Raw genomic sequence first — 13,408 nt, 5'->3', positions numbered from 1 at the left:
CGCCCGATGTATTCCGTTATCCGTTCAAGACAAGGTGTTCAAAACGTCCGGCGACTGCAACCGCGCGATGCCCACCTCCGTCATCTGCTGCCACGCCTGCGCAAGCGACCCGTTCAGGTCGATCGCGCGGCACGCATCCTCGATGACGGCAACTTCCAGCCCGGCGGCACGCGCATCCAGCGCTGACCACGCCACGCAGAAATCGGTGGCCAGGCCAACGCAGAACACGCGCTTGATTTCAAGCTCGCGCAGGTAGCCCAGCAGGCCGGTCGGCGTCTTGCGATCCGCTTCAAAAAATGCGGAGTAGCTGTCGATGTGCGGGTGATAGCCCTTGCGAACCATCAACTGCGCATGCGGCACGTCCAGGTTGTCGGCCAGCGCGGCGCCTGCGCTGTGCTGCACGCAGTGCACCGGCCACAGCACCTGCTGGCCGTACGGCAGATCGATCGTGCCGAACGGCTGCGTTCCCGCATGGTTGGCTGCGAACGACACGTGCTCGCGCGGGTGCCAATCCTGCGTCAGCACCACGCGCCCGAATGCCTGGGCGAGCTGGTTGACGACCGGGACGACCTGGTCGCCTTCCGGCACGGCCAGCGCGCCGCCGGGCAGAAAATCGTTCTGCACGTCGATGATCAGCAGGCAATCGGTGGGCGTGAGTCGCATGGCGGTTGCTTAGTCGCTTGGTCCGTTAGCCGCGCATCAGCCGTTGAAGCCCTTGCCTTCATCGGCCAGCTTCTGCAGCAGCGGCGCGACCTTCCAGGCTTCCCCGTGGTAGCCCTTGCTATAGCGGTGCATAGCTTGCGCAACGTTGTACAGGCCGACGGTGTCTGCGTAGAGCATCGGGCCACCGCGGAACAGCGGGAAGCCGTAGCCGGTCAGGTAGACCATGTCGATATCCGAAGCCTTGGAGGCAATGCCCTCTTCCAGGATCTTCGCGCCTTCGTTGACCAGCGCGAACACCAGGCGCTCGACGATTTCTTCGTCCGAAATCTTGCGGCGGGTGATACCCAGATCCTTCGAGTGCTGGACGATCATGTCGTTGACTTGCTGGTTCGGATACGGCTTGCGGTCACCCGCCTTGTAGTCGTACCAGCCGCCGCCGGTCTTCTGGCCAAAGCGGCCCATCTCGCACAGCAGATCGGCGGTCTTCGAATAGACGATGTCCGGCTTGTCCACAGCACGGCGCTTGCGGATGGCCCAGCCGATGTCGTTGCCAGCCAGATCGCCCATGCGGAACGGGCCCATCGCAAAGCCGAACTTTTCGATGGCCTTGTCGACCTGCTCCGGCAGCGCGCCTTCGTCCAGCAGATAACCCGCCTGACGGCTGTATTGCTCGATCATGCGGTTACCGATGAAGCCATCGCACACGCCGGACACGACCGCCGTCTTCTTGATGGCCTTAGACAGCTTCATGACGGTGGCCAGCACGTCCTTGGCCGTCTCTTTGCCGCGCACGACTTCCAGCAGCTTCATCACGTTGGCCGGGCTGAAGAAGTGCATGCCGACCACGTCCTGCGGACGCTTGGTGAAGCTGGCGATCTTGTCGACATCCAGCGTGGACGTGTTCGACGCCAGGATCGCGCCCTGCTTGACGACTTCGTCCAGCTTCTTGAACACGACTTCCTTGACGCCCATTTCTTCGAACACGGCCTCGATGACGAGGTCGGCGTCCTTGATGTCGTCGTAGGACAGCGTCGGGGTCAGCAGAGCCATGCGCTGCTCGACCTTCTCTTGCGTGAGCTTGCCCTTCTTGGCGCTATTTTCGTAATTTTTGCGGATGGTGGCCACGCCGCGGTCCAGCGCTTCCTGCTTGGTTTCCAGCATCGTGACCGGAATGCCTGCGTTCAGGAAGTTCATCGAGATACCGCCGCCCATCGTGCCGGCGCCGATCACGGCGACCTTCTCCACCTTGCGCACCGGCGTGTCGTCCGGCACGTCGGGAATCTTGCTCGCTGCGCGTTCGCCGAAAAACGCATGGCGCAGGGCGCGCGATTCGGACGTATTCACCAGCTCGATGAAGAGATCACGCTCGAACTTGATGCCGTCGTCAAAGCGCTTTTCCACCGCGGCCTGCACGGCGTCGACGCACTTGCCTGGCGCCGGGAAGTTCTTGGCGACAGCGGCCACCGTGTTACGGGCGAATTGTAAGAAACCTTGCGGATTGTCGTGCTCGACCTTGCGATCGCGCAGCTTCGGCAGCTTGCCTTCGGCAGCAGCCTTCAGCGCGAAATCGATGGCGCCGGCCATCAGGTCGCCTTCGATCATCTGGTCGAACAGGCCGCTCTTGGCCAGCTTTTCCGACGGGATGGCGTTGCCGGAAACGATCATGTTCAGCGCCGGCTCCAGGCCAATGGCGCGCGGCAGACGCTGCGTGCCGCCTGCGCCCGGCAGAATGCCCAGCTTCACTTCCGGCAGCGCGATCTGCGCGCCCGGTGCGGCCACGCGGTAGTGACAGCCCATCGCCAGTTCCAGCCCACCGCCCATCGCCACCGAATGGATGGCCGCCACGACCGGCTTGCTGCTCGACTCCACTGCCTTGATGACGGCGTGCAGCGTCGGCTCTTGCGTGGCCTTGGGGGTGTTGAACTCGCGGATATCGGCGCCGCCCGAGAAGGCCTTGCCCGCACCGGTGATCACGATGGCCTTGACGTTGGCGTCGTCGCCCGCTTTCACCATGCCCTCGACGATACCCAGGCGCGTGGAGTGGCCAAGGCCGTTGACGGGCGGGTTGCTGAGCGTGATGACGGCAACGCCGTCCTGGACCTTGTACTCCGCAGTCATGCTGGTTCCTTTGGTGATGCGAGGGCCGGCAGATCAGGCGCACCGTGCCTCGCGGTTGAACTGTCTCTCAACTATCGTTTTTTTAACGCGCGGTAAGGCCGCGACTCGACACAGAATACACAAAATAGCACGGTCGTTCAATTTTTATTTTTGCGCTGCACGGCGCCGTCTGGCGGGCGATGCGGCGAGCCCCGACGGGTTCAAACGCGTGTGCCGCAGCATGGATTTTTTGCCCGCTGCGTGACGGTTTTGATAGAGTCGCGCATTTCGTTCGCCGGACGCCCACCAGGCGCGGGAACGTTTCGTCACATTTCGTCGATTTGATTCGCGATCCGAGCAAAATCGACCACTCTGTATCCATGTCAGAACACGTTACCCCGTCTTCAGAGACGCCGGGCTTGCGCCGCACCTTGCGCGCGCGCCATCTCACCATGATCGCCATCGGCGGGTCGATCGGCACCGGGCTTTTCGTGGCCTCGGGCGCGTCGGTCTCGCAGGCAGGCCCCGGAGGCGCACTCGCCGCCTATATCCTCATCGGGGCAATGGTCTATTTCCTGATGACCAGCCTGGGCGAGCTTGCCGCTTACATGCCCGTTTCCGGATCGTTTGCCACCTACGGCGCGCTGTATGTGGACGAAGGCTTCGGCTTCGCGCTTGGCTGGAACTATTGGTACAACTGGGCTGTGACGATTGCCGTTGAGCTGGCGGCCGCGCAGCTCGTCATGCATTACTGGTTTCCCGATGTGCCGGGCGTGCTGTGGAGTGCCGTGTTCCTCGCCATCATGTTTCTGCTCAACGCCATCTCGGTGCGCGGCTTTGGCGAGGCGGAATACTGGTTCGCACTCATCAAGGTCGTCACCGTCATCTTCTTTATCGGCATTGGCCTTGCGATGATCTTCGGGATCATGAAAGGCGGTCCGCAATCGGGCCTGCAGAATCTGACGATCGGTGATGCGCCGTTCGTCGGCGGGTTGCCGGCGATGATCGGCGTGGCGATGATCGCGGGATTCTCGTTCCAGGGGACGGAGCTGATTGGCGTGGCGGCCGGCGAATCGGCCGACCCGGCGCGCACCATTCCGCGTGCGGTCAAGCAAGTGTTCTGGCGGATCCTGCTGTTCTACGTGCTGGCCATCTTCATCATCGGCGTGCTGGTGCCGTACACCGATCCGAATCTGCTCTCGACGGAAGTGACGAACATTGGCGTGAGCCCTTTCACGCTCGTTTTCAAGCACGCAGGCCTTGCGTTCGCTGCAGGCCTGATGAACGCGGTGATCCTGACGGCAGTGCTGTCGGCCGGCAATTCGGGCATGTATGCGTCCACGCGGATGCTCTACAACCTGGCCACCGAGGGCCGCGCGCCGCGCATCTTTGCGCAACTTACCCGGAACGGTGTGCCACGCAATGCACTGCTGGCCACGACCGCCGTCGGCGCGCTCTGCTTCTTGAGTTCGTTGTATGGCGACAAGACGGTCTACCTGTGGCTGCTGAACACCTCGGGCATGACCGGCTTCGTGGCATGGCTTGGCATTGCCATCAGCCACTATCGGTTCCGCAAGGGGCTTGTGGCGCAGGGGCATGATCCGGCGCAGTTGCCGTACCGCTCCAAGTTCTTTCCATATGGCCCGTTGTTCGCGTTTGGGCTGTGCCTGATCATCACGCTCGGCCAGAACTACCAGGCATTCACCACCGGCACCGTCGATTGGCCAGCGGTGATCGCCACGTACATCGGCATCCCGGTCTTCTTCCTGATCTGGATCGGCTACCGGCTAGTGCGCGGCGGCGGCATTGTCCGTTACCAGGACATGCACTTCCCGCGCCCGCCGGTGCTGCGCGATTCGCTGGCCGGCCAAGACCCCGGCCCCGAATTGCCGACCGTCGCAAACCGTACGCAGTAATCCCCCCCGCTCCGCCAGCCGGTTGCACAGCATCCGGCGGGCGTTTTTATTGGGGCGCCCGCTCCGGCGCCACCGGCTATGCATACACCCATCACCCCCACCGGCCTCGAAGCCCAATCCGAACTGCGCCGACGCCTGCGCTCGCGCCACCTGATGATGATTGCCCTGGGCGGCGCCATCGGCACGGGGCTGTTCGTTGCGTCCGGAGCGTCCATCGCGCAGGCTGGCCCCGGCGGCGCACTGCTGACCTACACGCTGATCGGCGTGATGGTCTATTGCCTGATGACGAGTCTTGGCGAGCTGGCGGTGCATCTGCCCGTCTCGGGCTCGTTCGTGACTTACAGCCGCCTGTATGTCGAAGAAGGCTTCGGCTTTGCGCTCGGATGGAACTACTGGTTTGCGCTGGCCGTGTCCGTTGCCGTGGAACTGGCCGCCGCGCAACTCGTGATGAAGTACTGGTTCCCGGGCGTGTCGGGCATGGTCTGGAGCGCCGCATTCCTGCTGCTGATGTTTGGCCTCAACGCCTTCTCCGTGCGCGGTTTTGGCGAGGCGGAATACTGGTTCTCGATGATCAAGGTGGTGACCATCGTCGTGTTCCTGCTGATCGGCCTGGCGATGATCTTCGGCATCATGCACGGCGGGCCGCAGTCGGGTTGGCAGAACTTCACCGTGGGCGATGCGCCGTTCGTGGGCGGCGTGCCGGCCATGGTCGGCGTGGCGATGATCGCCGGGTTCTCGTTCCAGGGCGTCGAGACGATTGGCGTGGCCGCGGGCGAGGCGGAGAACCCCTCCCGCACGATCCCGCGCGCCATTCGCCAGACGTTCTGGCGCATCCTGCTGTTCTATGTGCTGGCGATCCTGATCATCGGCGTGCTGTTGCCGTACACCGACCCGAACCTGCTGCGCAATGAAGCGACCGACGTCGGCGTCAGCCCGTTTGCGCTGGTGTTCCAGCATGCGGGGCTTGCGTTTGCGGCAGGGATGATGAATGCGGTGGTGCTGACCGCGCTGCTGTCGTCCGGCACGTCCAGCCTCTATGTGTCGACGCGGATTCTGTATGACCTGTCGCTTGAAGGTCAGGCGCCGCGCTGGTTTGCCAAGGTGTCGGCCAACGGCGTGCCGCACCGCGCGCTGCTGGCCACGTCGGCGGTTGGCGCACTGTGCTTCTTCAGTTCGCTGTTTGGCGACCAGGTGGTCTACCTGTGGCTGCTGAATACGTCTGCGGTCACGTGCTTCATCGCCTGGTTCGGCATTGCGCTGGCGCACTACCGGTTCCGCAAGGGGTTCACGAGCCAGGGGCATTCCGTGGAGCAACTGGCGTATCGGTCGCCGTTCTTCCCGTTCGGGCCGATCATGGTGGCGATCCTGTGCGTGGTGATCATTCTTGGGCAGAACACCAAGGCGCTGTTTGCACCCGTCGACAACTTCGGCGCCTTCATCGCAACGTATTGCGGCGTGATTCTGTTCGTGGTGATCTGGCTGGCTTACCGCTGGAAGTTCAAGACGCGCTTTGTGAAGTATTCGGAGATGCAGTTCAGCGCCGAGCATCTCCAGCAAGCCAAGGCGACCACGGAAGCCTCTGCGGCGGGCACAGTCGTCAACTGACTGCCAGAAAAAAGCCCGCACGGTTGTCCATGCGGGCCATCTGTACGCCGTGGATCGACCTGCGGCGTTTAAACCTCCAGCCACTCCTGCCGGACCTTCGCATCGGCTTTCAACTGCTGGGGCGTCCCCTCAAACACGATCTGACCGTGCCCCATCACATACACCCGCTGTGAAATGTCGAGGGCAATGGCCAGTTTCTGCTCCACCAGCAGCACGGAGATCCCCCGCTCCTTGAGCGTCTTCAAATACTCGCCGACAAGCGTCACAACCAGCGGCGCAAGACCTTCGGTGGGCTCGTCGATGATGATGAAATCGGGGTCCCCCATCAGCGTGCGGCATAGCGTCAGCATCTGCTGCTCGCCGCCTGACAGCACACCCGCAGCCGTGTTCTCGCGCTCCTTCAAACGCGGGAACATCTGATACATGTCTTCCACCTGCCAACGCGGCTTGGGCTGACTGGGGTTGCGTTTCTCGCCAAGCAGCAGGTTCTGCCGCACCGTCAGCGTGGGGAAGATGTCGCGGTTCTCGGGCACATAGCCGATGCCCTTGTGTGCGACTTCAAAGGTTCGCAGGCCGCTCACGCTTTTGCCGCGCAGCAGGATTTCGCCTTCGTGCCGGACCATGCCCATGATGGATTTGGCCAGGGTCGAACGCCCCACCCCATTGCGCCCGAGTAGCGCAACGATCTCGCCCTCGCCCACGTGCATGTCGACGCCGTGCAGGATGTGGCTCTTGCCGTAGTACGCGTGCAGGTCGCGCACCTCCAACATCGGAGTATTCGTTGCCATCAATGCGCTCCTGCAGGTTCGTCCAGCGTGGTGCCGAGGTAGGCCTCTTTCACGCGGCGGTTATTGCGAATGGCTTCAGGCGTGTCGGTAGCGATCACTTCGCCATAGACGAGCACCGAGATGCGGTCGGCCAGGCCAAACACCACGCTCATGTCATGCTCGACCATCACCAGCGTCTTGCCGACCGTGACCTTGCGGATGAGGTCCACCGCGTGGTCAGATTCAGATCGGCTCATGCCGGCGGTCGGCTCATCCAGCAGGATCACGTCGGCACCGCCCGCAATGGTGATACCGATTTCCAACGCTCGTTGCTCGGCGTAGGTCAGCAGGCCCGCGGCGGCGTCTCGCCGATGTGTCATGCCGATCTGCTCGAGCACTTCTTCAGCGCGCTCGCGTGCGTCACGCAGCTCGGCCAGCTTGTGCCAGAACGAATATTTGTAGCCGAGCGACCAGAGCACCGCGCAGCGCAGGTTCTCGAACACCGACAACCGATGAAAGATGTTGGTGATCTGGAAGCTGCGCGACAGGCCCTTGCGGTTGATCTCAAATGGCGCCAAACCGCTGATCTCTTCGCCGTTCAGGCGCACGCTGCCCGAGCTGGCCGGAAAGCGGCCCGAGATCAAGTTGAACGTGGTCGACTTGCCAGCACCGTTCGGGCCGATGAGCGCATGGCGCTCGCCCTTGCCAATGGTGAGGTTGACCCCTCGGATGATTTCCGTTGCGCCAAAGCGCTTGCGAACATCGCGCAACTCGAGCGCAGCGGTCGGCCCAGATGTCGGTTGGCTCATGGTTGCGGCTCCTGCAATGCGTGATCCCAAGCGGTGCGCAGCTTGCTAGCCGCGGCACGCAGGCCGAAGGCGCCCACCAGCCACAGCACGGCGGTAACGATCCACGGCTTGAAGGTATTCGGTTCGACAGACAGGCCAAACAGCGTGGCCACGCCACCCGAGGCGTCGTCCTGCACGGCGTAGATCATTTCCACGGTGGAAATCAACGCGACCAGCAGGATGATGGTCGGCACGATCGCCACACCGTAAGCTGGCAGCAGCGTCTTGAGCTTGCCGCGTCGAAGGATCGGCAGGTGCATGACCAGAAGACTGGCGATGCCGCCCGGCGCGTACATGACCATCAGCACAAAGAACAACCCCAGGTACAGCAGCCACGCCTTGGTGATGCCCGACAGCGCCACAGTAAAGAACACCGTGAGCACCGCGCCGATGATCGGCCCGAAGAAGCTGCCCATGCCGCCAATGAAGGCTGCCAGCAGCACCGAGCCCGAGCGCACTGCCGACACGTTCTCGGCCGTCACGATCTCAAAGTTGATGCAGGACAGTGCGCCGGCAATGCCCGCAAAAAACGCGGACAGGATCACCACCAGAAAGCGCACGCGCTGCGTGTTGTAGCCGATGAACTCCACACGCTCGGGGTTATCGCGCACGGCGTTGGCGATGCGGCCCAGCGGCGTCTGCGTCCACGCATACATCAGCGCCATCGAAATCAGGCACCACGCGGCGATCAGGTAATACACCTGGCGTCCCGGCCCGAACGTCACGCCAAACAGCGCGTCGCCGATGCTGCGGTTCGTGGAGACACCGCCCTCGCCACCAAAGAAGTCCGGAAACATCAACGCGCTGGCAAACACCATCTCGCCGATACCGAGCGTGATCATGGCGAACGTCGTGCCGGCCTTCTTGGTGGTGACGTAGCCGAAGATCACGCCGAACAGCGCGCCGCCCAGGCCGCCCGCAATGGGCAATAGCGCAACGGCGAGCGGACCGCCGATGCCCAGTGTCTGCATGGCGCCGATCTTGTTGAGCGCGTGCACAGCCATGAAGGCGCCCAGGCCGGCGTACACCGCATGCCCGAACGACAGCATGCCGGACTGGCCAAGCAGCATGTTGTACGAGAGCGCGAAGATGATCATGATGCCCATCTGCGAGAGCAGCGTGATGGCAAAACCCTGTGGCCAGATGAGCGGCAGCACGATCATCACCAGCGCGGTGGTGCCCCAGAGCAGCCAGCGAGCAAGATTGACCGGCTTGAATTTCATCGTCCGCGCTCGATCGTTGGCCGGCAGCGCGGCTTGTTGTTGCGCTTGTTGGTGCATGGTGCGTTCCATTTAGCTCTCCCGCGTACCCATCAGCCCGCGCGGGCGGAAAATCAGCATCAGCACCAGCAGCAGATACGGCAGCACCGGTGCGACTTGCGCAATCGTCAGGTTCCAGACAGAGATGAGCGGCACGTCCGGATTGAGCGTGACGCCGATCTTCTCCAGCACGCTCGTCACTGAGATATCAAGCGTGACGGCAAAGGTCTGGATGCAGCCGATCAGCAGCGACGCGATGAACGCCCCCACCAGAGACCCCATGCCACCCACGACCGCCACCACGAAGACGATGGAGCCGACCGCTGCCGCCATCGATGGCTCGGTCACGAACGCATTGCCGCCAATCACGCCCGCCAAGCCGGCCAGCGCACAGCCGCCGCCGAACACCAGCATGAACACGCGCGGCACGTTGTGGCCCAGCGCTTCGACCATGTCCGGATGCGTCAGCGCGGCTTGAATGACGAGCCCGATACGCGTGCGCGTGAGCAGCAGGAAGATGCCAACCAGCATCAGCAGCGACACCAGCATCATGAAGGCGCGGTACTTGGGGAACGACGAGGTGAACAGCGTGAACAGCGGGCCGTCCAGTGCGTCTGGCACGCGGTACGCCACGGCGGGCAGGCCCCATACCAGCTTCACGCCTTCTTCAATCAGATAGGCCAGACCGAAGGTAAACAGCAGTTCGGCGACATGGCCATAGCGGTGCACCGTGCGCAGGCCGTAGCGCTCGACCACGGCGCCCAGCGCACCCACGAGCAGCGGTGCCACGATCAGCGCGGCCCAGAAGCCGAGATAGCCGCTCACGACATAGGCGAAATACGCGCCCAGCATGTAGAAGCTGGCATGCGCAAAATTGAGAACACCCATCATGCTGAAGATCAGCGTCAGGCCCGAAGACAACATGAACAGCAACAGCCCGTAGCTGATGCCGTTCAAGAGATTGATGACTAGAAATTCCACGCTGCAGCCCTTCCAGCAGATTCGGCGGAGCATGGGACGCACGCATCAATGCGTGGCCCATGGACTCCGTTTAAAACATCGCCGCACGATAGCATCGGGCAGCCCTTCGGCACACTACCCGCGCCCTTACTGCGGACGCTTCATCTGGCAGGAGGTCGGCTGCGACGCGACGTACTGATCGAGCACAGCGTCGGTCTTCCAGCCGTAGCCGGTGTTTTCCTGGTCGAACTTGACGTTCTTGCCGTTCGTCTTTTCCCAGGTGGCGATGTAGAGCGGCTGCTGGCCCTGGTGGTCAGACGCACGCATCTCGAAGGTGCCGTTCAGGCTGTCAACCTTCATGCCTTCGAAGGCCTTGGCAACCTTGGCGGGCTCGACAGACTTAGTCTGCTTGATGGCCTTGGCCAGCATGGCGATGCCGGTATACGAGGCCATGAGGTAGTAATCGTCGTTGTACTTCTTCTTGTAGCCCTCGACGATATCGGCGCCCTTGAAGCCGTCGTTGTTGACGTTCCAGTAGCCCACGTACTTCACGTGATCTGCGCCTGCAGAACCCATCGCTGTCGGCACGCCCGTGGTCGAGGCGTAGTACGTATAGAAGTTCGCGTTCAAGCCTGCATCCTTGCCGGCCTTGATCAGCAGGGCCAAGTCGCTGCCCCAGTTGCCGGTGATGACGGTATCGGCACCCGACGACTTGATCTTCGACACGTACGGCGAGAAGTCCTTCACCTGCGCCAGCGGGTGCAGGTCTTCACCCACGATCTCGATGTCCGGACGCTTGCGCTTGAGGTATTCCTTGGCCGCACGCGCCACCTGATGGCCGAACGAATAGTTCTGGTTGATCAGGTAGACCTTCTTGACCTTCGGATCCTTCGCCAGGAAGCTGGTCAGCGCTTCCATCTTCATGTCGGAGTTGGCGTCCAGGCGGAAGTGCCAGTAATTGCACTTGCTGTTCGTCATATCCGGATCCACCGCAGCGTAGTTCAGATAAACGATTTCCTTGCCCGGATTACGCTCGTTGTACTTGGCCACGGCATCTTCCAGCGCCATGCCGACGCTCGAGCCGTTGCCCTGCACGATGTAATGGATGCCCTGATCGGCCACCTGCTTGAGGGCCGTCAGGCTTTCCTGCGGCGAGAGCTTGTTGTCAAAGCCCACCACTTCGAACTTCGTGCCGTCGCCGGCCCAGTTCTTCTGCGTGGCGAGATCGGCGATGTACTGCCAGCTGCGCAACTGGTTCTGGCCCAGCGCACCCATCAGGCCGGACAACGGATCGATCCAGGCGATCTTCACGGTTTCGGCGGCGGACGATGCAGTGGGCAGGACTGCCCCACCGATTGCCGCAACACATGCAACAGCCACAACCAACGGACGGAACTTCGTCATGCGTGTCTCCTTCATGTGGTGGAGCCGCCGGCGAGTCACTCTCCGCGTGCCTCTGGTGGGCGTGCGGCTGCTTGCGTCTCCAGGTTGCAACGCGCCCGGGCTTCATCCCACCGCGTCGACGTGTCCGTCGCGCGGCGGCCGGCCCTGATCCGGTTGTCTTACGTCCGCCGTCCTCGTGCCGGGGTGACCCGTGCACGGGCGGCGGTTTCTATATGTAGCTAAGCCTGTACAGCGGGGAACTGATAATCCTTGAACTGCTCGCGCAGTTTCAGCTTCTGCATCTTGCCGGTGGCCGTGAGCGGAATTTCGGTGACGAACACCACGTCATCCGGAATCCACCACTTGGCGACCTTGCCTTCGAAGAACTTGAGCATCTCCTCGCGCGTGAGTTCCACACCGGGCTTCTTCATCACCACCAGCAGCGGGCGTTCGTCCCACTTGGGGTGATGGCATGCGATGCACGCGGCCATGTGCACGCCGGGGTGCGCAGCGGCCACGTTTTCCACATCGATGGACGAGATCCACTCGCCGCCGGACTTGATCACGTCCTTGCTGCGATCCGTGATCTGCATGTAGCCGTCGGCATCGATGTTCGCCACGTCACCCGTGGGGAACCAGCCGTCGACCAGGGGCGACTTGTCGTTGCGGTAATAGCTCTGGATGGTCCAGGGCCCGCGCACGTAGAGATCGCCGAAGGCCTTGCCGTCCCACGGCAGTTCGTGGCCCTCGGCGTCGACGATCTTCATCTCGACACCGTAAATGGCGCGGCCCTGGCGCTCCAGCACATGCTGCTTGGCCTCGTCCGGCAGGTCGGCGTGCTTGCCCATCAGCTTGCACGTCGTGCCCAGCGGTGACATCTCCGTCATGCCCCACGCGTGGATGACTTCCACGTCCAGCTCGTTGAGCGTACGGATCATGGCCGGGGGGGCTGCGGAACCACCGATGACCGTGCGACGGAACGTCGAAAACTTCAGCTTGTTGGCCTGCACGTGTTGCAGCAGGCCGAGCCATACCGTCGGCACGCCGGCCGAGAATGTCACCTTCTCCTGCTCGAACAATTCGAACAGCGACGCACCGTCCAGTTTCGGCCCGGGAAAGACCAGCTTGGCGCCCACCAGCGGCACCGAATACGGTAGCCCCCACGCGTTGACGTGGAACATCGGCACCACCGGCAGGATCACGTCCTGCGCCGAGCACCCAAGCGCATCCGGCATGGCCGACGCATACGAATGCAGCACCGTGGATCGATGGGAATACAGCGCGCCCTTGGGGTTGCCCGTAGTGCCCGACGTGTAGCACAGGCTGGACGCGGTGTTCTCGTCGAACTGCGGCCACGTGTAGTCGGCGCTCTGCGCGTCGAGAAGCTCCTCGTAACAGAGCATCGGCACGCTGGAGGTGGGCATGTGCGCACGATCGGTCATCGCCACCCAGCCCTTCACGTTCGGGCAATGCGGCGCGATGCCCTCGATCAGCGGCACGAACGTCAGGTCGAAGAAGACATACTGATCTTCAGCGTGATTGACGATGTAGGCGATCTGGTCGGGAAACAGCCGCGGGTTGATGGTGTGGCACACCGAGCCCGAACCGGAGACGCCGTAATAGATTTCGAGATGGCGATAGCCGTTCCAGGCAAGCGTACCGACACGCTCGCCGGGCTGCACACCGAGTGCGGCCAGCGCATTTGCCAGTTGCTTGGAGCGGTCTCGCACTTGCCGGTACGTGGTGCGATGGATATCGCCCTCGACACGGCGCGACACGACTTCAGTCGAACCGGAATTGCGCGCTGCATGTTCGATGATGGTCGAGATGAGCAAAGGCGCGCTCATCATTTGTCCCATCAGGGCCATGGTGTCTCCTAGAAAAAACTGAACAACCGTTCTATTTTTTGG

10 protein-coding genes are annotated in these 13,408 nt (G+C 62.4%); 2 read left to right on the top strand and 8 right to left on the bottom strand.

All coding sequences use genetic code 11. From position 1 onward, the window contains the following. Nucleotides 1-24: 24 nt before the first annotated feature. On the bottom strand, nt 25-663 hold the full coding sequence (gene pncA, locus ACTJK4_RS16720; protein ID WP_440818431.1) for a bifunctional nicotinamidase/pyrazinamidase: 639 nt from the start codon (nt 661-663) through the stop codon (nt 25-27). 36 nt (nt 664-699) lie between these two features. After that, nucleotides 700-2,781, bottom strand: coding sequence for a 3-hydroxyacyl-CoA dehydrogenase NAD-binding domain-containing protein (locus tag ACTJK4_RS16715; protein WP_414560657.1), 2,082 nt, complete (start codon nt 2,779-2,781; stop codon nt 700-702). Between the two features lie 359 nt (nt 2,782-3,140). Between ACTJK4_RS16715 and ACTJK4_RS16710 the strand changes: the two genes are divergently transcribed. Continuing rightward, a complete protein-coding gene (locus ACTJK4_RS16710) occupies nt 3,141-4,676 on the top strand; it encodes an amino acid permease (protein WP_440818430.1) in 1,536 nt (511 codons plus the stop codon). 78 nt (nt 4,677-4,754) lie between these two features. Continuing rightward, the gene (locus ACTJK4_RS16705; protein ID WP_260802443.1) at nt 4,755-6,281 is read left to right on the top strand and encodes an amino acid permease; all 1,527 of its coding nucleotides are present in this window, start codon (nt 4,755-4,757) and stop codon (nt 6,279-6,281) included. Nucleotides 6,282-6,349: 68 nt separating this feature from the next. On the opposite strand, the gene ACTJK4_RS16700 is transcribed toward ACTJK4_RS16705, so the two are convergent. From ACTJK4_RS16700 to ACTJK4_RS16675, 6 genes are all read right to left on the bottom strand, one after another. Further along, nucleotides 6,350-7,069, bottom strand: a complete 720-nt coding sequence (locus ACTJK4_RS16700; RefSeq protein ID WP_232042854.1) for an ABC transporter ATP-binding protein — start codon at nt 7,067-7,069, stop codon at nt 6,350-6,352. Further along, nucleotides 7,069-7,857 carry an ABC transporter ATP-binding protein gene (locus ACTJK4_RS16695; protein ID WP_027681415.1) on the bottom strand — a complete coding sequence of 263 codons (789 nt, stop codon included), beginning with the start codon at nt 7,855-7,857 and terminating at the stop codon, nt 7,069-7,071. Before ACTJK4_RS16695 ends, ACTJK4_RS16700 begins: the two co-directional genes overlap by 1 nt. Continuing rightward, nucleotides 7,854-9,188 carry a branched-chain amino acid ABC transporter permease gene (locus ACTJK4_RS16690; RefSeq protein ID WP_440818429.1) on the bottom strand — a complete coding sequence of 445 codons (1,335 nt, stop codon included), beginning with the start codon at nt 9,186-9,188 and terminating at the stop codon, nt 7,854-7,856. The genes ACTJK4_RS16695 and ACTJK4_RS16690 overlap by 4 nt, the downstream gene beginning before the upstream one ends. Further along, nucleotides 9,189-10,136 carry a branched-chain amino acid ABC transporter permease gene (locus ACTJK4_RS16685; protein WP_024975637.1) on the bottom strand — a complete coding sequence of 316 codons (948 nt, stop codon included), beginning with the start codon at nt 10,134-10,136 and terminating at the stop codon, nt 9,189-9,191. 126 nt (nt 10,137-10,262) lie between these two features. Next, entirely contained in the window at nt 10,263-11,519 is a 1,257-nt protein-coding gene (locus ACTJK4_RS16680) for a branched-chain amino acid ABC transporter substrate-binding protein (protein ID WP_232042856.1), read from the bottom strand. Nucleotides 11,520-11,737: 218 nt separating this feature from the next. Then, nucleotides 11,738-13,366 carry a 3-(methylthio)propionyl-CoA ligase gene (locus ACTJK4_RS16675; RefSeq protein WP_440818428.1) on the bottom strand — a complete coding sequence of 543 codons (1,629 nt, stop codon included), beginning with the start codon at nt 13,364-13,366 and terminating at the stop codon, nt 11,738-11,740. Between the last annotated feature and the right edge of the window lie 42 nt (nt 13,367-13,408).

Source organism: Ralstonia sp. 22111, from assembly GCF_052045895.1.
In the GTDB taxonomy this organism is placed as follows: Bacteria; Pseudomonadota; Gammaproteobacteria; order Burkholderiales; family Burkholderiaceae; genus Ralstonia; species Ralstonia wenshanensis.
Note: the sequence above shows the minus strand (reverse complement) of the source record. Positions and strands in the feature narration are given on the sequence as shown.